23 protein-coding genes are annotated in these 25,205 nt (G+C 60.4%); 13 read left to right on the top strand and 10 right to left on the bottom strand.

All coding sequences use genetic code 11. The features are described 5' to 3' along the window. Positions 1–112: 112 nt before the first annotated feature. The 4 genes from ACYZT6_RS17730 to qhpG are packed head-to-tail and all read left to right on the top strand — an operon-like array spanning position 113 to position 5,688. Positions 113–2,017, top strand: a complete 1,905-nt coding sequence (locus tag ACYZT6_RS17730) for a sigma-54-dependent Fis family transcriptional regulator (RefSeq protein WP_462028013.1) — start codon at positions 113–115, stop codon at positions 2,015–2,017. Then, positions 2,017–3,735 carry an ABC transporter ATP-binding protein gene (locus ACYZT6_RS17725; protein ID WP_462028012.1) on the top strand — a complete coding sequence of 573 codons (1,719 nt, stop codon included), beginning with the start codon at positions 2,017–2,019 and terminating at the stop codon, positions 3,733–3,735. Before ACYZT6_RS17730 ends, ACYZT6_RS17725 begins: the two co-directional genes overlap by 1 nt. After that, complete coding sequence (gene qhpE, locus ACYZT6_RS17720; protein ID WP_462028011.1) at positions 3,725–4,402, top strand: subtilisin-like serine protease QhpE; 678 nt, start codon at positions 3,725–3,727, stop codon at positions 4,400–4,402. The genes ACYZT6_RS17725 and qhpE overlap by 11 nt, the downstream gene beginning before the upstream one ends. Next, positions 4,399–5,688 (top strand): flavin-dependent monooxygenase QhpG, encoded by a 1,290-nt coding sequence (qhpG, locus tag ACYZT6_RS17715; protein ID WP_462028010.1) that lies wholly within the window; start codon positions 4,399–4,401, stop codon positions 5,686–5,688. Before qhpE ends, qhpG begins: the two co-directional genes overlap by 4 nt. Before the next feature lie 113 nt (positions 5,689–5,801). Here the strand turns inward: qhpG and ACYZT6_RS17710 are convergent, their stop codons facing one another. Beyond that, entirely contained in the window at positions 5,802–7,292 is a 1,491-nt protein-coding gene (locus tag ACYZT6_RS17710) for an aldehyde dehydrogenase family protein (RefSeq protein ID WP_462028009.1), read from the bottom strand. Positions 7,293–7,576: 284 nt separating this feature from the next. Here ACYZT6_RS17710 and ACYZT6_RS17705 point away from each other — a divergent pair, with 284 nt between their 5' ends. Continuing rightward, entirely contained in the window at positions 7,577–7,831 is a 255-nt protein-coding gene (locus tag ACYZT6_RS17705; protein WP_462028008.1) for a DUF1652 domain-containing protein, read from the top strand. A gap of 48 nt (positions 7,832–7,879) precedes the next feature. Here the strand turns inward: ACYZT6_RS17705 and ACYZT6_RS17700 are convergent, their stop codons facing one another. Continuing rightward, positions 7,880–8,236, bottom strand: coding sequence for a hypothetical protein (locus ACYZT6_RS17700; RefSeq protein ID WP_462028007.1), 357 nt, complete (start codon positions 8,234–8,236; stop codon positions 7,880–7,882). Positions 8,237–8,579: 343 nt separating this feature from the next. Between ACYZT6_RS17700 and peaA the strand changes: the two genes are divergently transcribed. The 4 genes from peaA to peaD all read left to right on the top strand — a co-directional run bounded on the left by peaA (position 8,580) and on the right by peaD (position 13,139). Continuing rightward, positions 8,580–10,160 (top strand): quinohemoprotein amine dehydrogenase subunit alpha, encoded by a 1,581-nt coding sequence (gene peaA / locus ACYZT6_RS17695; RefSeq protein ID WP_462028006.1) that lies wholly within the window; start codon positions 8,580–8,582, stop codon positions 10,158–10,160. A gap of 81 nt (positions 10,161–10,241) precedes the next feature. Further along, positions 10,242–11,672 (top strand): quinohemoprotein amine dehydrogenase maturation protein, encoded by a 1,431-nt coding sequence (gene peaB, locus ACYZT6_RS17690; protein ID WP_462028005.1) that lies wholly within the window; start codon positions 10,242–10,244, stop codon positions 11,670–11,672. 1 nt (position 11,673) lies between these two features. Continuing rightward, positions 11,674–11,997 carry a quinohemoprotein amine dehydrogenase subunit gamma gene (qhpC, locus tag ACYZT6_RS17685; protein ID WP_008027961.1) on the top strand — a complete coding sequence of 108 codons (324 nt, stop codon included), beginning with the start codon at positions 11,674–11,676 and terminating at the stop codon, positions 11,995–11,997. Between the two features lie 23 nt (positions 11,998–12,020). Continuing rightward, positions 12,021–13,139 (top strand): quinohemoprotein amine dehydrogenase subunit beta, encoded by a 1,119-nt coding sequence (gene peaD, locus ACYZT6_RS17680; protein WP_462028004.1) that lies wholly within the window; start codon positions 12,021–12,023, stop codon positions 13,137–13,139. 134 nt (positions 13,140–13,273) lie between these two features. Here peaD and ACYZT6_RS17675 read toward each other — a convergent pair whose 3' ends face one another. Further along, positions 13,274–13,675 (bottom strand): lysozyme inhibitor LprI family protein, encoded by a 402-nt coding sequence (locus tag ACYZT6_RS17675; protein ID WP_462028003.1) that lies wholly within the window; start codon positions 13,673–13,675, stop codon positions 13,274–13,276. A 273-nt stretch (positions 13,676–13,948) separates the two neighbouring features. On the opposite strand from ACYZT6_RS17675, the gene ACYZT6_RS17670 reads away from it, so the two are divergent. Next, positions 13,949–14,437 (top strand): SRPBCC family protein, encoded by a 489-nt coding sequence (locus ACYZT6_RS17670; protein WP_462028002.1) that lies wholly within the window; start codon positions 13,949–13,951, stop codon positions 14,435–14,437. A 7-nt stretch (positions 14,438–14,444) separates the two neighbouring features. Continuing rightward, positions 14,445–15,245 (top strand): aminoglycoside phosphotransferase family protein, encoded by an 801-nt coding sequence (locus tag ACYZT6_RS17665; protein WP_462028001.1) that lies wholly within the window; start codon positions 14,445–14,447, stop codon positions 15,243–15,245. A gap of 571 nt (positions 15,246–15,816) precedes the next feature. On the opposite strand, the gene inhA is transcribed toward ACYZT6_RS17665, so the two are convergent. Further along, positions 15,817–16,494: an isonitrile hydratase gene (gene inhA / locus ACYZT6_RS17660; protein WP_462028000.1), complete on the bottom strand. Its 678-nt coding sequence runs from the start codon at positions 16,492–16,494 to the stop codon at positions 15,817–15,819. An 87-nt stretch (positions 16,495–16,581) separates the two neighbouring features. Between inhA and ACYZT6_RS17655 the strand changes: the two genes are divergently transcribed. Further along, the gene (locus tag ACYZT6_RS17655; RefSeq protein WP_462027999.1) at positions 16,582–17,565 is read left to right on the top strand and encodes a GlxA family transcriptional regulator; all 984 of its coding nucleotides are present in this window, start codon (positions 16,582–16,584) and stop codon (positions 17,563–17,565) included. Here the strand turns inward: ACYZT6_RS17655 and ACYZT6_RS17650 are convergent. The 6 genes from ACYZT6_RS17650 to idi all read right to left on the bottom strand — a co-directional run bounded on the left by ACYZT6_RS17650 (position 17,534) and on the right by idi (position 23,665). Next, positions 17,534–18,436 (bottom strand): alpha/beta fold hydrolase, encoded by a 903-nt coding sequence (locus ACYZT6_RS17650; RefSeq protein ID WP_462027998.1) that lies wholly within the window; start codon positions 18,434–18,436, stop codon positions 17,534–17,536. The genes ACYZT6_RS17655 and ACYZT6_RS17650 overlap by 32 nt on opposite strands. A gap of 46 nt (positions 18,437–18,482) precedes the next feature. Continuing rightward, a complete protein-coding gene (locus ACYZT6_RS17645; protein WP_462027997.1) occupies positions 18,483–18,872 on the bottom strand; it encodes a hypothetical protein in 390 nt (129 codons plus the stop codon). Between the two features lie 432 nt (positions 18,873–19,304). Then, on the bottom strand, positions 19,305–21,131 hold the full coding sequence (locus ACYZT6_RS17640) for a glycoside hydrolase family 15 protein (RefSeq protein WP_462027996.1): 1,827 nt from the start codon (positions 21,129–21,131) through the stop codon (positions 19,305–19,307). After that, positions 21,124–21,924: a glucose 1-dehydrogenase gene (locus ACYZT6_RS17635; protein ID WP_462027995.1), complete on the bottom strand. Its 801-nt coding sequence runs from the start codon at positions 21,922–21,924 to the stop codon at positions 21,124–21,126. The genes ACYZT6_RS17640 and ACYZT6_RS17635 overlap by 8 nt, the downstream gene beginning before the upstream one ends. Positions 21,925–22,033: 109 nt before the next feature. Beyond that, on the bottom strand, positions 22,034–22,987 hold the full coding sequence (locus ACYZT6_RS17630; RefSeq protein WP_462027994.1) for a terpene synthase family protein: 954 nt from the start codon (positions 22,985–22,987) through the stop codon (positions 22,034–22,036). 102 nt (positions 22,988–23,089) lie between these two features. Next, on the bottom strand, positions 23,090–23,665 hold the full coding sequence (gene idi / locus ACYZT6_RS17625) for an isopentenyl-diphosphate Delta-isomerase (protein ID WP_462027993.1): 576 nt from the start codon (positions 23,663–23,665) through the stop codon (positions 23,090–23,092). A 282-nt stretch (positions 23,666–23,947) separates the two neighbouring features. Here idi and ACYZT6_RS17620 point away from each other — a divergent pair, with 282 nt between their 5' ends. After that, on the top strand, positions 23,948–25,120 hold the full coding sequence (locus tag ACYZT6_RS17620; protein WP_462027992.1) for an MFS transporter: 1,173 nt from the start codon (positions 23,948–23,950) through the stop codon (positions 25,118–25,120). Positions 25,121–25,205 lie beyond the last annotated feature (85 nt).

Genomic DNA, 25,205 nt, shown 5'->3' with positions numbered 1-25,205 from the left:
ATAACGCAGTGCAACGGATGAAACACACTTGCCATCGCCCTGACGTTAACGTAAAGATTGCGCCAGGGCGCTGAATTAAAAAAGCGCAAAGCGGACCGATCCGGAGCGCTTGATGACGCTAATAAAAACAACTCCTCCCAAGCTGCACCGCGAAGCCCGGCTGGCCCGGGAAAAGCTCCATCTCGAGGGCGAAGTCCCCGATGGCGTGCTGCGGGCCGAAATCGATGCGTCGTGGCGGCGCAGTCTCAGCCATGGCGTGCACTTCAATGCCAAGCACGAACTGGCGCTTGAATCGAGCGCGGGTCTCGACGTGCTGCTAGCGAGCAATCGCCTGCTGATCGATGCCGCATTGCCGGCGATCGATTACCTGGCCGAACGCCAAGGCAAGGAAGGCCTGATTATCCTGGCCAATTCCGACGCCACCATTCTTGCCGTCGAAGGTCGCGCTGACCGCCTCAAGGGCAGCGGCCTGCAAGACATCACCCTCGGCGCCTGCTGGAGCGAAGCCGCACGCGGCACCAACGCACTGGGCACCGCACTGGTGGAAGCCCGGCCAACGATGATCGATTGCGGCGAGCATTACCTCGATCGTCTCAGCGATTTCTCCTGCACGTCGGTGCCGATCCATTGCCCCCAAGGCGACATCCTCGGCGTCCTCGACCTGACCCGCGAAGGCCCGCTCGGCCGCGTTCATGACAGCACCGCATTGCTGGCCATGGCCGTCAGCCAGATCGAAAGCCGCGTGTTCAACGCCAGCTATCCGGACGAAATCGTCCTCGCCTTCCACAGCCGTCGGCAATACCTCGAATCTCCTTGGCAGGGCTTGTTGGCGGTGAGCCTCGGCGGACAGATTCTCGCGGTCAGCGCCCAGGCCTGTCAGTTGCTGCGGGCTGAGCGTTCGGCGTTGGTCGGTCGACGTTGCGAAGAGTTTCTGGGGGTCGATGGCCTGCAACTGCTCTCGCGTCTGCATCAGGGCGGCGTTGGCAGTTTGCAGACTGCCAAAGGCGAATTCTTCTACAAAACCCTGCGCGCACCACAGCGTTCGATCAACGTCAGCACGCCGCCGCGCAGCACCGCGAAAACCGCCAAACCGCAACCGGATCTCGAATCCCTCGCCGGCAGCAACGTCCGTTATGCGCGAGCCTTGCGCATGGCCCGCCAAGGGCTGGCCAATGAATTGCCGGTGTTGCTGCTCGGTGAAACCGGCACCGGTAAAGAAGTCATCGCCCGCGCCCTGCACATGGCCGGGACCCGCTGCGACAAACCTTTCGTCGCGGTGAACTGCGCGGCGATCCCCGAAGGCCTGATCGAGTCGGAACTGTTCGGCTACCGCGAAGGCGCCTTCACCGGCTCCCGTCGTGGCGGCATGATCGGACGGCTGCAACAGGCCCATGGCGGCACGTTATTCCTCGATGAAATCGGTGACATGCCATTGGCCTTGCAGGCCCGTCTGCTGCGCGTATTGCAGGACCGTAAAGTGGCGCCGCTGGGTGCCGGCGAAGAGCAAGACATCGATGTGGCGCTGATCTGCGCCACCCACCGCGATCTCAAACGCCTGGTCGAAGAAAAGCACTTCCGCGAAGACCTGTTCTACCGGGTCAACGGCATCAGCGTGATGCTCCCGGCCTTGCGCGAACGCGAGGATTTCAGCGGTTTGGTCGCTCGTTTGCTGGCCAAACTTGATGCCCCGGCGATGGTCCTGCATGACGACTTGAGTCGCTTGCTCGACGGCTACCATTGGCCGGGCAACATCCGCCAACTGGATATGGTATTGCGCACCGCGCTGGCCATGCGCGAACCCGGTGACACAGTGCTCACCCTCGACCATTTGCCCGACAGCATGCTCGACGAACTGACCGCCACTGAACGACCGGCGTCGGGCAGCATTCGCGAAAACGAACTGGAGCTGATTCGCCAGTCCCTGGACAGCCATCAGGGCAACGTCTCGGCCGCCGCCGACGCCTTGGGCATCAGCCGCGCGACCCTGTATCGCAAGCTCAAACAGTTGCGTTCGTGATGCAGCGCCTGATCGTCCGGCTGATCGACAGCCAGAACCCCGAAGCCCTGCAAGCGGCATTGCGTTGGCTCTACAGCTTTGTGCGCCCGCATCGATTGGCGATTGCCGGGCTGCTCGGTTTGTCGGCCTGCGCTTCGTCGCTGGTGCTGGTGCAACCGTGGCTGACCAAGCTGCTGATCGACGATGGCTTGTTGGCGAAAAATTTTCCGATGCTGGTGCTGATTGCCGGGTTGATGATTCTTGCCGGCCTGCTGGGCACCGCGTTGTCGGGGATCAATCGCTACCTGCATACGCGACTGTCCGGACGGATTCTGTTTAGCCTGCGTGATGACCTCTATCGGCATTTGCAAACCCTGTCGCCAAGCTTCTACGGGCAGCGGCGCATCGGTGACTTGATGTCGCGCCTCGATGGCGACGTCGCGGAGATCCAGCGCTTCGCTGTGGATTCGCTGTTCTCTGCAGTTTCCAGCGTCATTGGCCTGGTGGTTGCGGTGGCGATGTTGCTGACCCTGTCGTGGAAACTCTCGCTGCTGGCGCTGGTGCTGATCCCCCTCGATGTGCTCTGGCTGCGCTGGATGCGGCGCAAGGTCGAGCGTGATGTGCGGCAGTTGCGCGAGCGTTCGGCGGACATGTCCTCGTTCATGGTCGAAACCTTGCCGGTGATGAAATTCATCCAGTCTGCCGGCCAGCAACACCGTGAATCGCGACGTCTGGAAACGCTCGGTCAAGGCTACATGAGCCAGTTATTGCGCCTGCAAGTCACCGAGTTTTTCACCCAGGCGGTGCCCGGCACGCTGACGTCATTGTCCCGGGCTTGCGCGTTTTTGATTGGCGGTTATTGGGTGGTGCAGGGGACCTGGCAGTTGGGCGCGCTGATCGCGTTTTCCACCTATCTGGGGATGGCGGTCGGTCCGGTTCAGAGCTTGCTCGGGCTCTATGTCGCCATACAGCGAATGACCGTCAGCCTTGGACGTGTCATGGAGTTGCGCGGTGAAGAACCGACCGTTCTCACACCGGTTGAACCCAAACCGATGCCGACGTCCGGCGAGTTGCGTTTCGACGACGTGCACTTCAGCCACCCGGGTCGCCCAACGACCTTGCGCGGCATCGAAGCGCGAATTCCCTATGGCTTGAAAGTCGCCCTGAGCGGTGGCTCCGGGGTCGGTAAATCAACGCTCATCGATCTGCTGCAACGCCATCACGATCCGCAGTCCGGTCGAGTGCTGCTGGGGGAAGTCGATTTGCGAGAACTGGACCTGTTCCAGCTGCGTCGGCGGATAGCCGTGGTCAGTCAGGACATCGTGCTGTTTCGCGGCAGCCTTGCTGACAACCTCGCTTACGCCGTGCCGGACGCCAGCCGCGAAGCGATTGCCGAAGTCGCACGGCTGGCGCAACTCGACAGCTTGATCGAGTCGTTGCCCGAAGGGCTCGACAGCCCGCTTGGCGAACGTGGCCAGCAACTCTCTGGCGGGCAGAAACAGCGCATCGCCATCGCCCGCGCGTTGTTGCAGGATCCACTGATTTTGGTGCTGGATGAAGCGACCTCGGCGGTGGATGAAGCCACCGAGCGCGAAGTGATCGAGGCCATCGACCGACTGTTTGCCGGGCGTACGCGGATCCTCATCAGCCATCGACCTTCCACGCTGGCCGATGCCGATTTGCGCTTTGAATTGCTCGACGGCGTGCTCACTTCGAAAACGGTGCTGCATGAAGCCTGAGTTGCGCATTGGCGTGGTCGACAGCGGGCATTCGGCGGCGCAACGGGTGCAAGTGATCGCGGGGCGACGCTTTTCGCTGCTGGAGGATGGCTTGGCCGAAAGCGACTTGCGTGACGACCCGCTCGGTCATGGCAGTGCGGTGATCGAAGCGATCGGACGACGGGCGCCTGCGGCGGTTTTTTGTGTGGGGCAGGTATTTGATCAGCGTGGCGTCACCAGTGCCTTGCAGATCGCCACCGCCATCGACTGGCTGGTGGCGCAGGACGTTCGGTTGATCAATTTGAGCCTCGGATTACGACAGGATCGAAGCCTGTTGCGCGAAGCCTGCGCAGCGGCGGTGGCGCGAGGCATTTTGCTGTGTGCCTCCAGCCCGGCGCAGGGAGAGGGCGTGTTTCCGGCGAATTATCCCCAGGTGCTGCGAATCACAGGCGATGCGCGTTGCGCCGAGCATGAGTGGTCGTGGCTCAACAGTGCCCAGGCCGATTTCGCGGCGTGCGTGCATGGGACCTATCCGGGGCAGTCGGGTGCAAGCCTTGGGTGTGCGGCGTTGAGCGGGCACATTGCGGGTTTCCTCGTCGCACATCCTGACGCAAGCAACGAACACGTCATCGAATGGCTGCGCGAGCACGCCCGTTATCGCGGCCCTGAACGGCGTTTCGGCCCATGATTCTGATTCTTGGCGCCGGTCCCGCCGGGGCGGCGGTCGCCCTGGGTTTGCGGCGGCTCGGTTATGTGGTGACGCTGGTCAGCGAGTGGCGCCGGTTTGCGGCACTGGAAGGCGTTTCCGTGCGGGTGCTGGAGGCCTTGCGCGGTGCGGGGTTGCATCAGGCGCTGGCGGATGCGGCGTTGCCTTCCCAGCGGCAGGTGTCGTGGAACGGTCAGCAACATGCGCAGAACATCGAATTTCTCTTGGACCGTCCGAGCTTCGACCGAGGCTTGCGCGAAGACCTGCGACTGGCCGGTGTCGAGTTGATCGAAGGTCGGGTGCTGAGCGTTCAGGCATCTGCTTCGGGGCACCGGGTCGAAATTGAAGGGCGTGAGGCGCTGAACGCCGATTTTCTGGTGGAGGCCCGCGGACGTCAGGCGCCTGCGCTTGGCAAAGGCCTGCGCGGGCCGGAGACGGTCAGTCTGCTCAATCGCTGGCAAGGCACGCCGGGCAGTACCGCCAGCGCGGTGGAAAGCCTTGAGGACGGCTGGGCCTGGATGGCGCGGCGGGCCGACGGTCAGTGTTATTGGCAATGGACGGTGGACGTGGCCAGTGCCGAGTTGCCGGGCAAGGCGACGTTGCTGGATTACTGTCGCGCACGACGTCAGGGCTCGGCATTGGCGCATGAGTTTTTCGGTGCCGGGGCTGAGATCGATCTTCAGTTGCATGCGCGCAGCAGCACGGCGATTTTGAGTCCGCAGGTGTGTGGCGATCGCTGGATTCGGGTCGGCGATGCGGCGATGGCGGTGGATCCGCTGTCGGGCAACGGGATTTTTCAGTCGCTGTCTTCAGCGTTACAGGCGCCCACGGTGATCAACACGTTGTTGCGTAAACCGGAGCGCGCGGCGCTGGCCCAGCGCTTTCATCAGCAGCGGGTGGAGCAGCTGTTTTTGCGCTTTGCGCGGATCGGCCGGGATTTCTATGCCGATGAGCAGAGGTGGATCGATCAGCCGTTCTGGCAGGCGCGGCGGCAGTGGCCGGATGCTGAAGTGGCCCATGCGGAGGCGGATTTTTCCTCGTTGAGCATCGAGCGCGCGCCCGTGCTGCGCGAGGGTTTTGTGGATGAGGCCGAGGTGGTGATCACGGTGGATCAGCCGCTGGGGATCTGGCATGTGCAAGGGGTTGAGCTGGCGCCGTTGGTGCGGCGGTTGCGGACCGAGTCGGCCGAGCAGGCGTTGGCCGGGTTGACGGTGGAGCAGGGGCGGGTGGTTCGGGGTTGGTTGTTGGCCCAGGGGTTCAAACCTTGAATGTTTGGTGACTGGTCTGGCCTCTTCGCGGGCAAGCCTCGCTCCTACAGGCTTGCGCAGCCCTTTGTAGGAGCGAGGCTTGCCCGCGAAGGCGGCCTGAAGAACGCCGCAGATCAGAGCTTGATCAACACCGACTTCAACTCAGTGTAATGCTCAATCGCCGCATACCCCATCTCCCGCCCAACCCCGGACATCTTGTACCCGCCAAACGGCAGCGCCGGGTCCAGGGCGCTGTGGCAATTGACCCACACCGAGCCTGACTTGATCCGTGGAATCATCCGGTGCACCGCCGCCAGATCGTTCGACCAGATACTCGCGCCCAGCCCATAAGGACTGTCATTGGCCATGCGCAAGGCATCGGCCTCATCATCGAATGGAATCGCCACCAGCACCGGGCCGAAAATCTCCTCCTGCACCAGCGAGTGCTTCTGATCGACATCGACGATCACCGTCGGTTTGACGAAGAACCCCGGCCCGAACTGCTCACCACCGCAGGCGATGGTCGCGCCACTTTCCCGGCCTTTTTCGATGTAGCCGTAAACCCGTTCCTGCTGCCGCGCCGAGATCAGCGGCCCCATCTCGACACTCGGGTCCAGCCCGTTGCCGAGTTTCATGGCGTTGGCAATGTCGGCGATGTCCGCCACCACATTGTCGAAATGCTTGCGCTGCACATACAGTCTGGAACCTGCGCAGCACACCTGGCCCTGATTGAAGAAAATCGCGCTGGCGGCACCGGCTGCGGCAGTTTTCAGGTCGGCATCGGCCATGACGATGGTCGGCGATTTGCCGCCCAGTTCCAAGGTGACCCGGGTCATGGACTCCATGGCGATCTTACCGATCTGCTTGCCCACGGCGGTCGAGCCGGTGAAGGTCAGCTTGTCCACCAGCGGGTTGTGGGTCAGCGCCGAGCCTGCAGTGATGCCGGTGCCGGTGACCACGTTGAATACGCCCTCGGGATAACCGGCTTCCAGCACCAGCTCGGCGAGTTTCAGCGCGGTCAGCGGGGTTTCGTCGGCGGGTTTGAGCACCACGGTGCAACCGGTGGCCAGGGCCGGGCCGAGTTTCCAGCAGGCCAGCAGCAACGGGAAGTTCCAGGCGACGATGGCGCCGACGACGCCCACCGCTTCGCGGCGGATGAAGCTGTGGAACTGATCGTTGGGCATCAGCGGCAACGATACTTCAACGCTGGAGCCTTCGATCTTGGTCGCCCAGCCCGCCATGTAGCGCAGGAAATCGATGGACAGTTGAACGTCCATCACCTGGGCCACCGCCGCGCTTTTGCCGTTGTTCAGGCATTCCAGTTGCGCCAGCAGTTCGGCGTCGCGTTCCATCAGGTCGGCGAGTTTCCACAACAGGTTCTGCCGCTCCCGTGGGCGAGTGCGGGTCCAGGCCGAATCATCGAAGGCCTGACGAGCGGCGAGCACGGCGCGGTCGACATCCTCGGGCGTGGCTCGTGGCACCACGCACAGCACTTCGCCGGTAGCCGGGTTGTGCAGGGGCATGGTCTGGCCGTCGGCGGCCTCGACCCAGTCAGCGCCGATGAGCATGCGCGGGGCGCGCTGGATGAACGCGGAAGTGGCGGGAAGCAGATAAGGGAGGGGCATGGCGAGACCTCTTGTTGTTCGTGAAAACGTGGCTTTCTTAACGGCTGGCAATGGCTGTGCCAAGTCCCCGCAAAGGCAGGAACGCCCTTGGCCGGTGGGGTTTTGGGACGCTAAAGGGCATCGCGGACGCTGTGGGGCTGTTGCAAATTGCGACAACCATGAGACGACGAGCGACCCGCCTGCGGTCTTGAGGCGCTCAGTGTTCAGGACTAGAATTTTCAGGCTGGGTGGGTGATATGAAGGAGCATTTACCCGGCCACACATCTGGCGTAAGGGAGGTAACGATGTTCCTTTCAACCCTGGAAATTCAAAACATCATTGAACACAGCATGCTGCCCGGCGTCTGCACATGCAGCGTGGAGGCGGACCAGACACTGACGATTCGGGTCTGTGATTGCATGACTGGCAAAGTAGACCTGGTGGCGACCCATGTTCCGCTATGGGAACTGGACAGCCCCCATGCGATCGCCTCGCTGGTGGCGGACATGCGGCTGGAAATCGAAGCTCACAAAGCCATTCAACCGACGTCTTTTAACTAAAGTGGCGACACGCCGCACCACGAAGGTGGTGCGGCTCGCGCCGACCTTTCAAGATGATATTTTCCGCGAAATTTCTTCGAACGTGGCGCCATCTACGGCGGCCAACAGCTTTTGGTCATCTTTGAGCGTCGCCAGGAAGGTCACTTCGGTTTCCTTGCCGGCCAACATGAATCCAGCAATCGCGCCGATAGGTCCCAGGAACATCGCGCCCGCCACGCCGAAGCCGATGGCGTCCTTGATGTTGTTGATCGATTCCTCGTTGGCGACTTCCACGCGCTTGAACGATGAGAGCGGGAGGGTGATGCCGGGCCACGGGTGAAGCGACGTTCTAAGGGTAAAAACGCCGTCTCGGTACTCTCCATCACCCTGCAGAAAGTCCCCCGCCAGGACAGTGATGCTTGCCATTTTGTAATCCCTCGTGGCAATCGGTGAACACCCATTTCGCACCCGCCTGCAACGGCCGTCAATCGTCGGGCGATGAACTGTTCCGGCCGGGACACCTATGCTTGTCTCAGACTGCAACACCTGTCGCGATATTAGACGCAGGTGAACTCGCCCAGGCGCGATTAAACGGCTTTGTCTTTGCGTAACTGCTTGATAAGAAAGGCTATACGTAAGCTGGCACGCTCCGTGTATTGCTCATCGCAGACGTTTCTCTTGCCTCTGTCAGCGGTGCGCCGCCGGCGGTAGAAACCATAAAAACGATAAGCCAAAAAAATAAGAAAGCACCGTGCGAGGTTCGACGTTGATGAAGAGAAGACTCCGATCAGGCCTGAGCGCCAGTCTGTTGGCCGTGGCCGCGTGTGTGGCGCTGCATTCACCTGACAGCCTGGCAGCCCGCGACGCCCAGACCATCCTCAAGGAAACGTGCCAGGGCTGTCACACTCCCGAAGCCGACAATGCCCTGAGCCGCATCAGCCACCAGCGCAAAACCCCGGAAGGCTGGCTGATGAGCATCGCCCGGATGCAGACCATGCACGGTTTGCAGATCAGCGATGACGACCGCCGCACCCTGGTCAAATACCTGGCCGACACCCAGGGCCTGGCGCCGAGCGAGACCGATGGCGTGCGGTATGCGCTGGAGCGTCGACTCAATACCGTCGAGAAGTTCGACGACCAGACCAGCCAGATGTGCGGCCGCTGCCACTCCGGTGCGCGGGTCGCCCTGCAACGGCGTCCAGCCCAGGAATGGGAACGCTTGGTGAATTTCCACCTCGGCCAATGGCCGTCCCTGGAATACCAGGCCCTGTCCCGCGACCGTGACTGGTTCGACCTGGCCCGAAAAGACATGGTGCCGCTGTTGGCCAAGCGTTATCCGCTGGACAACCCGGCCTGGAAAAAATGGCTGAGCAGCGCGCCGAAATCCCAAGCGCTGGTCGGTGACTGGAGCTTCAGCGGCCACTTGCCGGGTAAAGGCGAACTGGCCGGGGTGATGAGCGTGACAGCCGATGGCAGCGACACCTTCAAGGTCAGCGTCAAAGGCCAATACGCCGACGGCAGCCCGTTCAATGGCGACGGCAGCGCGATTCTCTACACCGGTTACGAATGGCGCGGCAACGTGACCATCGACGGTGTGACCATGCGTCAGGTGTTCGCCGCCCAGGGCAATGCGATGCAGGGGCGGATGTTCGAGGCCGAGCATGATGAGCGCGGGCTGGACTTCGTCGCGGCCAAGCAGGGCAGCAGTCGTTTGCTGGCGGTTCAGCCGGGTTACCTGAAGGCTGGCGTCGAGACTGAAATCACCTTGATCGGCAGCGGTCTCACCGGCAAACCGAATTTCGGCAAAGGCGTGGAAGTGGTCGAAGTGCTGGAGCAAAGTCCTGAGCGTCTGCGCGTCAAACTCAAGGCCGCTGCGAATGCCCTACCGGGCCTGCGCAATGTCACCGTCGGCACGCTGAAAGGCCCGACCCTTTCGGTCTACAGCAAAATCGCCGAGGTCAAAGTCGTGCCCGAGTTCTCGGTGGCCCGCGTCGGTGACGGCGGTGGTTCGACGCCGAAAGTCCAGGGCCGTTTTGATGCCGAAGCCTGGGGCAAGGGCGCTGATGGCAAGCCGTATCGCATCGGCGTGTTCCCGGCGCAGTGGTCGGTCGAAGCCTTCGACGATCGCGCCAAGGAAGACGAGGACGTCAAGTTCGCCGGCACCATGCAGGCCGACAGCGGCGTGTTCACACCGGGCGATGCAGGGCCGAACCCGCAGCGCAAAATGTCCACCAACAATGCCGGCAACCTCAAGGTGATCGCCGCGGTCGACGACGCAGGAAAATCCCTGACCGGCGAAGGCCACATGATCGTCACCGTGCAACGCTGGAACAATCCACCCATTCCATGAGTTGCCTGAAACCACAGGCTTCAGACACTTTTTCGGAATGACCGCAGGCCCCATCAAACGGGGTTTGCACAGGAGGTTGCAATGGGCGCTATTTTGAATCTGGTTGAGCGGAACCTGCACGAAGTGCACGTCGATGCCGACCGCATGCTGTTTCACATTCCCAGCAGTTCGCTGTTCGCCAGCGATGAACTGACGGGCACCATCATCGATACCTTGCGTGGTCCCGGCTGTTCGTCGGATGACCTGATCGAGCGTTTGGCTTCGCGTTTCAACGGCGAGGAAATCACCGAGACCCTGCGCGAGCTGATGTCCCTGGAACTGGTCAGCGACGGCTCGCCGCTGACCCCGGACATCGGCACCAAACGGGTCGAGCGCACGGCGATCAACACCGTGGTGCTCAACGTCAACACCGGCTGCAATCTGAGCTGCACCTACTGCTACAAGGAAGACCTCGACAAGCCGTCGGCCGGCAAGAAAATGGACGTCGAAACGGCGGTGGCGTCGGTGGAAATGCTGCTGCGCGAATCGCCGGATGAAGAGCGTTTCACCGTGGTGTTTTTCGGTGGCGAACCGCTGAGCAATCGCAAGCTGATCGAGTACATGGTCGACTATTGCGAGAAGCGTTTCCGCGAGGCCGGCAAGTTCGTCGAGTTCGTCATGACCACCAATGCCACGCTGCTCACCGAAGAGACCGTGGACTACCTCAACGCTCACCGCTTTGGTTTGTCAGTCAGTATCGACGGACCGAAAACCGTGCACGACCGCAACCGCATCACCGTGGGCGGGCAGGGCACTTACGACGTGGTGCGGCGCAAGGCTGAAATGCTGCTGTCGCGCTACAACAGCCGTCCGGTGGGCGCTCGGGTCACGCTGACCACCGGCGTCACCGACGTCGAAACCATCTGGGATCACTTGTTCAACGAACTGGGTTTTGCCGAAGTCGGCTTTGCCCCGGTGACCTCCGGCGACATCAGCACCTTCAACCTGTCCAGCGACGAGCTGATTGAAGTCTTCGCCAACATGAAGAAGCTCGGTCGGCGTTATCTGGAAGCGGCGCTGGAACACCGCAATATCGGTTTCTCCAACCTGCACCAGCTGATCACCGACATCCACGAAGGCCACAAAAAAGCCCTGCCATGCGGCGCGGGCCTGAAGATGCTGGCGGTGGATCACAAGGGTGAACTGAACCTGTGCCACCGGTTTACCGGTTCGAGTCTGCCGACCTTCGGCAACGTCCACAGCGGAGTGAAGCAGGTGGAGTTGAACGATTTTCTGTCCCAGCGCCTGGACCGCACCAACACCGGTTGCGAAGACTGCCAGATCCGCAATCTCTGCTCCGGCGGCTGCTACCACGAGAGCTATGCCCGTTACGGCGACCCGACCCACCCGACCTATCACTACTGCGAACTGATGCGTGACTGGGTCGATTTCGGCATCGAGGTCTACACCCGGATCATGGCCCACAACCCTGCGTTCATCAGCAGCTACATCACTCCGCGCAAGGCTCACTGATATGAAACATCTCAAGGCAATCAATAACAAAGCGTTGAAACTCGATGAGGCCGCGGCCGAAAACCGTATCGAAGAAGTGGTGGCGATGAGCTCTGTTGCGGGCTGTGCCTCGACCACTGACCCGGGTTGGGAAATCGATGCGTTTGGCGGTGTGTCGTCGCTGTGCCAGCCGATGGAAGCCGACCTTTATGGCTGCTCTGACCCGTGCTGGTGGCCGGCCCAGGTGCCCGACATGATGAGCACCTATCCGGACTGGAACAAGGATGCCCAGGCGTCCAACGATAACTGGCGCAACCTCGGAACTGTCTTTCCAAAAGACAAGTGATCGGATTTCAGAAGGATTCCAGCATGCACAGCATCAAAGCCTGCGGCCTGGCCGCGTTTGCCATCCTGAGCGTCTGTTCGCTCACTGTTCTGGCCGATGAAAACACTGCATTGCAAGCGGGTCACGAGTACATGGTGACCACCAATTACCCGAACAACCTGCACGTCATCGACCTGGCCACCGACACCGTGCTCAAGACCTGCAAGATGCCGGATGCCTTCGGCCCCGGCAGCGTCCAGATGTCGCCGGATCGCAAGACCGCTTACGTGCTGAACAACCACTATGCCGATGTCTATGGCGTCGAGCTCGACAGCTGCAAGCAGGTGTTCCACGCCAGCATCACCCAGAAGACGGGGGAGAAAGCCAAGTCGATGTTCGCCTTCACCCTCAGCCACGATGGCAAGGAACTGTTCGCCATCGCCAACCCGACGTTGATGCTTAACGACCGTTACGAAGTGCAGCAACCACGGCTCGATGTGTACGCCACCGACGCCGGCCTGGACGCCAAACCCATGCGCAGTTTCCCGGCGCCGCGGCAGCTGACGATCATGCAAAGCGGTGACGACGGCACGCTGTACGTGGCGGGGGCGGATGTCTACAAGGTCGACGTGAAGACCGGCAAGTTCGACGTGCTGATTCCCAGCCGCCACTGGAAACGGGCGAACTACAGCGCGCCGGACGTGCTTTACGTGTGGAACCAGCAGACCTATCGCCATGACTTCTCGCTGCTCTACACCGCCGCGAAATTCAAGGACAAGAAACAGGATCCGGCCACCGCTGAATACCTCTACGGGCTGTTCAGCGTCGACCTGAAAACCGGCAAGACCGAAACCACCGACTTCGGCCCGCTGACGGAAATCTACTTCAGCGGCATGCGCTCGCCCAAGGATCCGAACCTGATGTTTGGCGTGCTCAACCGCTTGGCCAAGTACGACATCAAGGAGAAGAAAATGCTGCAGGCGGCAACGCTGGATCATTCCTACTACTGCATTTCCTTCAACAAGGACGGCAGCAAGATCTATCTGGCGGGGACGTTTAATGATGTGGCGATCTTTGATCCCGAGAGCATGAAGCAGATTGGCAACATCAAATTGCCGGGTGGGGATATGGCGATCACGACGGCGCAGATATTTGTCCGGTAATCGCGGCGTCTGAGCTGACGCCTTCGCGGGCAAGCCTCGCTCCTACAGGTCGAAGTCGTACCCAATGGTGCGATCACTCCGAACCTGTAGGAGCGAGGCTTGCCCGCGAAGAGGCCCTCACAGGCACCGAATCATCAAGCCCCAGGCACCGGGCAACTCATATCCCCTTCCTGACACTTCAAATAATTCTTGAAAGTCTCCACCCGCGCCTTGGTCAATTCCGTCACGCAGTTGCTGTAGATCAGCGGATACACACTCCCACCTTCCACCCCGGCGCTCGAAAACTTGCACTCGGCATCCCGAAACGCAATCCACGAACGCTGCGCCCCCAGCAACAGCTTTTTGCTGTCCGGATTGCTCTTCAACCGAGTAGTGATCTGCTGGTAAAGCGCATTCAATTCCTTATCCGCCGCCTTGTGCTGCTGCGCCGCGCACTGGTTCATCGTGGCCTGGTCGGTGGCGTTGTCGCAGTCCGCCGCGTGAACAACGGTGGTGAACAGCAAAGGCGTCAGCGCCAGAAGGAAGCGTGGGGGCATAGTGATTCTCGCTGTGATGGGTAAAAGTTGAGATGCAGTGTATCGAAGAGGGTGGTGAACCAATAACGAAGCCAGGCCCGACCTCTTTAACCATGTGGCTTGCCTGCGTCAACGGGCCGCGCATTTTGCCAGGCATTCGTCCGCGAGCCAGAACTTACCACCGCAAATGCAGCCGAATATTTCAGGCATGCTTGATAACAACTACCCATTGATACAACTTTAGGGTTGGTCTTGTGGTCTTACAGGCCTACTGTTCAGTACAGGAGGTGACTTATGAACCCAGCATCAGATCGCATCGAAAGGAAAATCCTGCTCAAATCGCCGCGCTCGCACGTCTGGCGTGTGGTGGCCAATGCCGAAGCCTTCGGGCAGTGGTTTGGCGTGGCACTGGAGGGCAAGCGCTTCGTCGCCGGTGAATGGACGCAAGGGCAGATTACCTACCCGGGTTATGAGCACTTGCTGTGGAACGTGCTAGTGGAGCGGGTCGAACCGGAGCGGGTGTTTTCGTTTCGCTGGCACCCGTATGCGATTGAGCCCGAAATCGATTACTCCCAGGAACCCACCACGCTGGTGAAATTCGAGCTCGAAGACATGGATGACGGCACCTTGTTGAAGGTCACCGAGTCCGGTTTCGATCACATCCCGCAAGCCCGCAGGCTCAAGGCCTTTCGCATGGACAGCCGTGGCTGGGATGAGCAGATGAACAATATCGAAGACTTTCTGAAAATTAGCGCCAAGGCTCGCGAGGGTCAGGCTGAGTAAAGGCTGCATGTTTGAACCTTGGTTAAAGCGCTGGGCCCTGGTGCCGGATGGCGAACCGATCATCACGCCCGGCAGTCGTTTGCTGCCGGTACGGATGGGTGATTCGCCGGCCATGTTGAAGATCGCCGTCGATGCCGAGGAAAAGTTCGGCAATCTGCTGATGACCTGGTGGGACGGCGAGGGCGCTGCGCGGGTTTACGCTCATTACGGCGATGCGTTGGTGCTGGAACGTGCCGAGGGCGATCGATCGCTGATGCGCATGGCGCTCAACGGTCAGGATGACGAGGCGAGCCGGATCTTGTGTGCGGCGTTGGCCCGACTGCACGCTCCGCGTCCCTCTATGCCACCACCGCTGGTTCCTTTGTCAGCATGGTTCGCTTCGTTGCGCCTGGCAGCCGAGCAGCAGGGTGGCACTTATTTACTCAGCCTGAAAACCGCCGAAGCGATGCTCGCCGAGCCGCAGGATGTGGTGGTTTTGCACGGCGATATGCACCACGACAATGTTCTGGATTTCGGCCCGCGAGGCTGGCTAGCCATCGATCCCAAGCGAGTGATCGGCGAGCGCGGATTCGACTACGCCAACCTGATCTGCAATCCCGAATTGCCGACGGCCACCGATCCGCAGCGTTTCAAAAGACAAATCGATGTAGTGGCCCACGCCGCAGGGCTTGAACGTCGCCGGCTGCTGCAATGGGTGCTGGCGTTTGCCGGATTGTCGGCGGCATGGTTTCTTGAGGATAACGATGACGTAGCGGCGCAAGGTCAGCTGCAGGCCGCTGAACTCGCGGCTTCCCTGCTGTTTGCCTGATGCGTCTAAGGGTTTTCGGAAGGGCGGGTATGGCGAATGTCTTACACGCGATGGTAGCTATGTCGTCTATTGCACATTGGATCCGAAGCGTAATCTAGCCTCATCAACTGAAGCACAGGAAGTGCTTCAGGATCACGGATGATCGACCATTAGCAAGGATTCGCTACCGACAGGGAGTCGACATGGTCTTGGGAAAACCCGCTTCGGCGGGTTTTTTTTCGTCTACGAGTTTGCAGGGTCTACGACTACTGTAGGAGCGAGGCTTGCCCGCGAAGAACGATGACGCGGTCTTCCTCTGAGACCGCAGCGCCTGGTTCGCGGGCAAGCCTCGCTCCTACATTGTCCGTGTAAGTTTTGGGTTCTTATGGTCAAAGGCTTACACCGGCTGACGGGTATATCGTCTTTTGATGCTTCACCGATGCGCTTATTCTGGATCCATCAACTGAAGCACAGGGAGTGCTCAGGATCACGGATGATCGACCATTGGCCAGGATGGCTGCCGACAGGATGTCGAAAATGGTCTTGAGAAACCCGCCGAGGCGGGTTTTTTTTCGCCTGTCGAAAAGTACACCTACAGTTTGGCCGCCGCCCGTTCAGTAATCTGCGTGCGTTGTTGCAGCGATGGCGCCGCTCGCCGATGAGCTTCTGCCAACACGCTCTGCGGTGCTGTTTCAGGGCTGCCTGCCTCGAACGGCGGTGCCGGCGCGTATTCCAGTTGCAACTGCACCAGTTCTGCCATGTCCTTATCGAACAACTCAGCGGCCAAGGTCAGGGCAAAATCGATCCCTGCGGTAATCCCGCCACCGGTGAGCAGATTGCCGTCGCGCACCACTCTATCCTTCACCGGGATCGCCCCCAACGGCGTCAATAATTCGTGATAAGCCCAGTGCGTGGTCGCGTGTTTGCCCTTTAGCAAACCGGCCGCGCCGAGCACCAGCGCCCCGGTGCACACCGACGTGACATAACGCGCGTTGGCAGCCTGAGCCTTGATGAAAGCCAATGTTTCTTCATCCTCCATCAACGGCCCGACACCGCTACCACCGGGAATGCAGATCACATCCAGCGCCGGGCAATCGTCGAAGGTGGTGGTCGGCTTCAGCACCAGCCCGGTGCTTGAGTTGACCGGCACCAGGTCCTTCCAGATCAGATGCACCTTCACGTCCGGCAGTGAGGCCAGCACGTCGTAAGGGCCGGTGAGGTCCAGTTGTTGAACCTGTGGAAACAACAGAAAACCGATCTGCAACGTCATGGTGTTTTCTCATGAAGTGGGTGGACGACTGAACTCTAGGCTCGTAGGATCTGGCGTATACGCCAATCACCCCACGAATTACGCCAAATGTCTAAAACCATTCATGTGCTCGCATTCGCCAACGTGCAATTGCTCGACGTCACCGGGCCGTTGCAGGTGTTCGCCTCGGCCAACGACATCGCCCACCAACAAGGTTTACCGCCGCCCTATGCCCCAACGGTGATTGCCAGCGTTGGTGGGGCGGTGATGTCGTCGGCGGGACTGGCGCTGTTGGCCGAGCCGTTGCCGGAGCAAGGCAGCGACACCTTGATCATCGCTGGCGGCTGGGGTGTTTACGCGGCGGCGGAGGATCTGCCGCTGGTGGCGTGGGTGCGTGAACATGCGACGGCGTGTCGGCGGGTGTCATCGGTGTGCACCGGGGCGTTTTTACTGGCGGCCAGTGGTTGGCTCGATGGTCGGCGGGTGGTGACTCACTGGACCCGCTGCGAGCAATTGGCGCAGAAACATCCCCGATTGCGGGTCGAACCCAACCCGATCTTTATCAACGACGGCCCGGTCTGGACCTCGGCCGGCGTCACGGCCGGCATCGATCTTTCGCTGGCGATGGTCGAGGAGGATCTCGGGCGCACGATGGCCTTGGAAGTCGCCCGGCAACTGGTGGTGTTCCTCAAGCGTCCGGGCGGTCAGTCGCAGTTCAGCGTGACCCTGTCCCTGCAAAAGGAAGGCAACCGGTTCGACGACCTTCACGCCTGGATCAGTGAACATCTCACCATGGACCTTGGCATTCCGACCCTCGCCCTGCAGGCCGGCATGAGCGAACGCAGCTTCGTTCGCCATTACCGCGCCGACACCGGCCAGACGCCGGCCCGGGCTATTGAACTGATCCGGGTCGAGACGGCGCGACGCTTGCTCAGTGATACCGGCCTGCCGATCAAACGGGTGGCGGTGCAGTGCGGGTTCGGCAGTGAAGAGACGCTTCGACGCAGTTTTCTGCGGGCCATGGGCGTGACGCCGCAAGCGTATCGCGAGCGGTTTTCTGTCAGCGCTGAAGCAGATCCAGTAATGCCTTGAGTGTGGCTTCGGACGCTTCTTCGGGAATGTTATGACCGACGGCCGCCAGTACTCGCCGCTCGTAAACTCCAGTGAAATGCTCGGTGTCGTCATCGACCTCCGGTGCCGGACCGACGCCATCGTCAGCCCCACACAGGGAAATCGTCGGAACGCTGATTGGCGGCTGTCGGGTCAGCGCTTCTTCCATCCACTCCAGAGCTGGATCGCCGGGCGTGTACATGAATCGGTGACGGTACGAGTGAATCACCACGTCGACGAAATCCGGGTTGTCGAAGGCCGGCGCGCTCAGCGGGTAGCGCTGGGGGCCTTTGGCCCAGGTCGGCGACCACAACTTCCAGAGTAACTCGCACAAATCCTGGCGATTTTTCGTCAGCCCTGCGACCCCGCGCGGGGTGTGAAAGTAATACTGATACCAGAGGCGATGCTCGGTCTCTGGGGCGCGCGGCTGGGTGGAATGGGGAATGTCCTGAAGGTTGTATCCATCCCCGGTCACCAGACAACGAACCCGCTCCGGCCAAAGCGCCGCCACGATGCACGCCGCCCGACCGCCCCAGTCGTAGCCGCAGAGGGCGGCTTTTTTTATGGCCAACGCGTCCATCAAATCAAGCAGATCCTGAGCGAGAGCAGCTTGCTGGCCGGAGCGCAGGGTGTCGGGGCTGTTGAAACGGGTCGCACCGTAGCCGCGCAGGAACGGGACGATGACGCGGTAGCCCTTTGCTGCCAGGGCCGGGGCGATTTCGTCGTAGCCGCGGGGGGAGTAGGGGAAGCCGTGGAGGAGGATGACCGGGTCGCCAGTGCTGGGGCCGTGTTCTTCGTAGGCGACCGTCAAAACCGGGGTTTTGGCGAATTGGATCAACGCTTCATTGTTCATCGGACACTCCCAGCGGTGTTTTTTGAAACGGATGAAATTGGCGGTCTCAGGCTTCGACTTCCGCCACCTGATTGAAATACTTCGTCCGGTCCGGCGTAAACGTCACCACCATCCTGGTCCGCGAACACGTCAACGCCCGCTCCTCATCCAGATCAACATCCAGATCTTCTCCACGCAAGCCCTGCCATTGGGCGAGGTATTTGAGGGATCCGTATTTTTCGAGTTTCTTCAGGCTGCGGCTGACGCCACCTTTCCAGCCCAGCACGGGGAGTTCGCCGGCAAGGCTGCGTCGGGCGAGTTCGGGGAAACGGGCCGCGCGTTGGCGGCCGATTTCCCAGCATTTGATCAGGCCTTTGTCGTGGGCTTCCCACAATTCGCTGCGGTTCAGGCCTGAACGGAGTGGGGAGTCGATGTGGCGGTGGATACGCTGGCTCATTCTGGTTCCTTGAATTCGGGTTTTATTGGGCAGCTCCGCTGCACCCGTTGAGCGTGGATGTTAGGGGGGGATGTAACGGCTGGCAACAAGGTATTTCCGGGTGTAGGAACCCGGTGTTGCTTGGGTAAACAGCAGGTTCTGTTTAGATTTGTCGGCGTTAAGCCTATTCACGCTTGTGGCGAGGTGTGTTTTGTCAGATAGGCGATGTTTAAGTTCTTCGCGGATTAGCATTGTTCCTACAAGCTGCGTCGTGAAAAGCGACGTTTCTGACACGTTTTGGCGGACATGGGCATTCAGTTGGGTTTGTGTTGAGGCTGATGGCCTCTTCGCGGGCAAGCCTCGCTCCTACAGGGTTTGTGTCGTTCGCTAACAATGTGTTCGACGCAAAAACCTGTAGGAGCGTGGCTTGCCCGCGAAAGGGACGGCTCGGTCTCAAGGCTGCCAGTAATTCTTCTCCCCGCTCAATTTCCGATCCAGAAAACTCGCCGCGCTGATCAGCGCCAGGTGCGTCAGCGCTTGCGGCGTGTTGCCCAGATGCCGCGCATGGCTGTCGAATTCTTCGGCGTACAACCCCAGCGGGTTGGCGTACCTCAACAACTGTTCAAACTCCAGATGGGCCTTTTCCACCTGACCCGCCCGGGCCAGGCATTCGACGTACCAGAACGAACACGCGGCAAAGGCGCCTTCGGTGCCGTCGAGGCCGTCGATCTGGCTGTCTTCGTTGCGATAGCGGTAGACCATGCCGTCGCGCACCAGGGTTTTCTGGATGGCTTCGAGGGTCGAGAGCCAGCGCGGGTCCTTGGCGCTGACGAAACGCACCAGCGGCATCAGCAGCATCGAACCATCCAGCGCGGTGCCGCCGATGTGCTGCACGAAATGCCCGCGCTCTTCGTTCCAGAAGTTGTCCCAGATGTCGGCGTAGATCGCTTGACGGGTCTGGTCCCAACGGGCGAACGGGGCGGGCAGGGAGCGTTTGGAGGCGAGGCGAATGGCCCGGTCCAAGGCGACCCAGCACATCAGTCGCGAGTGCAGGAAGTGATGCTGCTCGCCGCGCATTTCCCAGATGCCCACGTCTTTTTGCTGCCAGGTTTCGCAGACCTGATCCACGACCTCAACCGCGTGTTTCCAACCCTCATGGGAGATGGCGTCGCCGTACTTGTTGACCAGGTACACCGCGTCCATCAGCTCGCCGAAGATGTCGAGCTGAACCTGATCGTACGCCTGATTGCCGATGCGCACCGGCGTCGCGCCGCCGTGGCCGGACAGGTGCGAAAGCTCGGTTTCGGGCAGTTCCTGACGGCCGTCGATGGCATAGAGGATATTGAGTTTCGTCGGTTTGCCGTGACAATCGCTGACCCGCCCGCGCAGCCAGCGCATGTAATCGTTGGCCTCTTGAACGAAGCCCAGGCGCATGAACGCGTAGACGGTGAACGAGGCGTCGCGGATCCAGGTGTAGCGGTAATCCCAGTTGCGTTCGCCGCCGGGCGTTTCCGGCAGGCCGAACGTGGCCGCGGCGAGGATCGCGCCGTGTTTGCGCGAGGTCAGCAGCTTCAGGGCCAGGGCCGAGCGATTGACCATTTCCCGCCAGCGACCGCGATAGTTGGATTGACCACTCCAGTCGCGCCAGAACTTCAGCGTGCGTTCCATACACAACCCGGCGGCGCCTTCCTTGAAACGCGGGTCGTCGATGCCGCCGAGAAGAAATTGCGCGCTCTGGTCTTGTTCGAGGGTGAAATCGGCCACTGCCGAGTTTCCATCAAGACTCAACACTTGGTCTGAAGACAGGCGCAGTGAGGGCTGACCGTCAGCCTCGAACGCCACGTCTTTTTCATCCATGCGCGCGCGAGTCTTGGCGCGAGCGTAGTCATGCCGCACGGCGCAACGCATGTGAAACGTTGCCTGGCCGCTGACCACCCGAACCCGGCGCATCAGTACCGGCAGATCATCTTCGCTGTCGCCGATCGGCAGCAGGTCGGTGACTTCAACCACAGCTCGGTCGCTGAGCCAGCGGGTTTGCAGCACGTTGGTGTCGGGCAGGTAAATCTGTTCGCGGCGGGCGTCGGGCAGGTCCGGCGACAGTTGAAAAATACCGGCCTCGGGCGTGTCCAGCAGCGAGCAGAAGATCGAAGGGCTGTCGAATTCGGGCCAGCAGAAAAAGTCGACGCTGCCCTTGTCATTGACCAGTGCCGCGCTGCGCATGTCGCCGATGATGCCGTGGGCGTCGATGGCGCTTTGTCGTTCGAGATGATGATCAGCCATTGCCGCGAAACTCCGGATAGAGGCTCATGCCGCCGTCGATGAACAGGGTGGTGCCGACAATGTAGTCGGAGGCATCGGAGGCGAGGAAGACCACCGCGTTGGCGATATCCTCGACGTCGCCGATTCGGCCGTAAGGGATCAGTTTGAGCAGCTCTTCGGCGGCCGCGCCTTCGGTGGCGGCGCGATTGATCGCCGTGCGAATCGCTCCCGGAGCGATGCCATTGATGCGGATACGCTGGTGGCTGACTTCCTGGGCGAGGGTTTGCATCAGCATGTCAACGCCACCCTTGGACGCGGCGTAATTGACGTGACCGGCCCAAGGAATCCGCTGGTGCACCGAACTCATATGAATGATTTTGCCAGCAGCCCGGGACACGCCTTCACGAATACCTTGTCGGTTGAAAATCCGCAGGGCGGCGCGGGCGCAGAGGAACTGGCCGGTGAGGTTGACGCCGATCACCTGGTTCCAGTCGGCGAGGCTCATGTCCACCGCATTGGCGTCTTTTTGCAGGCCGGAGTTGGCGACCAGAATGTCCAGTGAACCAAAAGCCTCCACAGTTTGTGCGAACAGCCGTTCGACGTCCGCTTCTTGAGAAACGTCGGCCCCGATGGTGATGGCACGACCGCCTTCAGCGTTAATTTGCCGGGCCAGCTCCTCGGCGGGCGCGGGCTGGGAATTGTAGTTGATCACCACTGCCGCCCCAGCGGCGGCCAAAGCCTTGGCGGCGCCCGCGCCGATGCCGGAACTGGCGCCGGTGACGAGGGCGACTTGTTGGTCGAGAGTTATCAGCATGAACGTTAGCGCCTTAAAGTGAGGGCCTAATTAGCTGACTGGTTTGCGAGGCGCAGAGTTCACCTTGGGTCTTCGCCTTCACGCCCATTTGCTCTTCTTCAGTGAACATTTACGCGTAACGTTGAGTGTCGTTTTCGATCCAGTCCTGATACCCGCGCAGCCAATCCTGCATGGCCGTGATGGAGTGATAAATGCCTGGCGACCCATGGGTGCCTACGGATTGAGAGAGGCGGGAAAAGTGGCTGATTTCATCGCGTACCCGCTGCGCGACAACGTCGACACTCACCTGCAACGTATGGCCAAGAGCGGCGTGACAGGTCACCAGGTTCCCATGCGGACCCGGTTCATGAAGCTCTTTGGCCAGGCTTTGGATATCGTTACTCCAGCTGGCAATGTTGTTGGCATGTAGCCGCAGTTGTTGCAGGTCGGCTCGAAAGTATTCATCGGGCGACAGGGGGCTATGGCTGGCAATGTCGGCCAGCACCATGCAGGCATCCACGCCACTCGTATGACGACGCAGGGTCTCGTGTTGGCGAGTGTCCACCGGTTGGCGGTGAATCTGATTGAGCAGCAGCAGGCTGCAGGTGCTTGTCCACACTCGCATGGACTGGGCGAATCGTTGGAACTGTTCACCGGACAGCTGCTGTTTCAGCCGTTGGCAGATATCCAGCCAGGCGACTTCCTGTGCAATGGGGAACGAACTCAGTTGATTCAGATCGAGTACGTCGATGATGGCGGTCAAGTGAGTGATCGTCGTCGGCGAAAAAGTACTGACGCGATCAACGAGATCATCGAAGAGGAAAAACCAGGCAAGGTAATCAGCGATGGTTTGTAGCAGCGTCGGTTCGGCGTGGGGGTAGCAGCGTGCCGCAAGCCAGCCATATCGGGCTCTGGCGACCTTGGCGGCGCAGTGTTCGTGCGCAATGACCCCGTGCTTGTGTAGCCAGGCATTGGTTTGCTGTTCAATAGTGGCCGCAAAGGGGGAGCAGTGACCAGACCATGGAAACTCGAAGACCGGGATGCGCAACTCAGCAAGCTTTTCAGGGACGGTAGTGGCCGACATGATCGTCTCCTGAGACGGTTGACGAGATTTGCGGGGCAGGGGCTGTACCGTCAATCAGCGGTGAGTCCAATGTCCTGGTCAGTTCCTGCCGGGGGCTACTGGTCATGACTGGTCTCTTTGTTGAGGAGCAGTCCGGAAACTCGCTTGTGCGAGGTCTTTCCAGGCGCTTAGCCCGGTGGGTCCGATGGTTTCGAGCAGCCGGCGAAACCAGATCGTGAAAGTCTCCTGTGCGGCGGCAATGCGCACGGGAAGCTCGGACAGTGTTTGCCATTGCCAGTCATTGGCTTCTTCGGTATTGGCGACGGGTTCGCAATCGCAGGTCCCGACGAATATGTGGCCGTATTCGTACTCGATGAGCTGGTTTGAAACCGGCTCACGGTAGAGAAGGGTGAAGACTTTACGCAGCTGACAGGTGATGCCCATTTCTTCGAACAAGCGGCGTTTTGCTGCGGCAGCGGTCCGTTCCCCTGGGCGGGGATGACCGCAGCAGGTATTGCTCCACAAACCTTCGGAATGGTATTTGCCGAACGCGCGCTGTTGCAGCAGCAAACGGCCTTCGCTGTTAAAAATGAAGATTGAGAAAGCGCGATGCAAAAGGCCCTGTTGATGGGCTTGCAACTTCTCGGCGATGCCTTTTTTGCGGTCTTGTCGGTCGACCAGAATAAGAAATTCGTCCATAGCCAGACTCCATGGTGTCTTCGCTACCGGACCTTTACCGCTGACCAGACGACGTAGGGAAATTCAGACGTGTACCCGTATGAATCGAAATCTAGTCAAGGCTTTTACCCCCTGCAAATTTTTATTAGATCGTTTTCAAAGCCTCGTTAAAGTGCCTGAGGGTGTGCCGACCTAAGTGTTTTGTACAAGGTTTGAGCGACGTTCACATTCAACCAACAAATACTCACTTTGCCCTCGATCAGTCTTATGGCAATTTGCACGCCCTATTTGAGACCTGACCTCATGGCCAATCCCTACCGCGAGCTGTTCAAGGCCCCAGGCAGCAGAGCCTTTGTACTGGCCGGCATGATCGCGCGCATGCCGATTTCCATGACCGGTATCGGCCTGATCACCATGCTCTCGCAACTGCAAGGCGGCTACGGTCTGGCCGGTGCGGTGGCGGCGACGTTTGCCTTGGCCACGGCGTTTTGTGCGCCGCAAGTCTCGCGGCTGGTGGATCGCTTTGGCCAGGGCCGGGTTCTGCCGATCTCGGCGCTGATCGGTGGTGGGGCGTTGTTGCTGGTGTTGCTGTGCACTCGCTTGCAGGCGCCGCAGTGGACGTTGTTTGTGTTCGCCGCGCTGGCCGGTTGCATGCCGAGCATGTCGGCGATGGTCCGGGCGCGCTGGACCGATGTGTATCGCGGCGAGCCGGAACTGCAAACCGCCTATGCGCTGGAGTCGGTACTGGACGAAGTCTGCTTTATCGTCGGGCCGCCGCTGTCGGTGGGACTGTGCGTGGTGGCATTCCCCGAGGCCGGGCCGTTGGCGGCGTTGCTGATGCTGGCGATCGGGGTGACGGCGTTTGTGTTGCAACGCGATACCGAGCCGGCGATTCATCCCCATGAAGAACACCATCAGGGCTCGATCATCCGTTCGCTCGACATTCAATTGCTGATGCTGTTGATGGTCGCCATGGGCACCATCGTTGGCGTGGTGGATGTGGTCAGCGTCGCCTTCGCTCAACAACAGGGCCAGCCGGCGGCGGCGAGCATTGTGTTGTCGGTGTATGCCATCGGTTCCTGCCTCGCGGGATTGGCGTTCGGGGCGTTGCGCTCGAAAGTGCCGCTGCCTCGATTGTTTCTGTATGGCGGGGTGGCGACGGCGGTGACCACGCTGCCGTTGCTGCTGGCGACGAACATTCTCGGGCTGTCGCTGGCGGTGTTTGTCGCCGGGCTGTTTTTTGCGCCGACGCTGATTGTGGCGATGGCATTGGTGGAGCGAATTGTGCCGCCGGCCAAACTGACGGAAGGCCTGACATGGTTGGTCACCGGGTTGAGCATTGGCGTGGCGATTGGTGCGGCGAGTTCGGGTTGGCTGATCGATGCATTCGGCGCGCGCAGCGGTTTCTGGGTGTCCGTCGCTGCTGGCGCCGTGGTCCTCGGTTCCGCAGTCCAAAGCTTCCGCCACTTGAAATAAAGAACCCCTGCAGGAGTGAGACCTGTGGCGATGGGATTTATCCCCGTTGGGCTGCGGAGCGGCCCCTGCATTTCAAAGTTAAACC

The sequence above is a fragment of the Pseudomonas sp. RT6P73 genome, assembly GCF_054897715.1.
The sequence above is the reverse complement of the archived record's forward strand: the minus strand, read 5'-3'. Positions and strand labels throughout refer to the sequence as shown.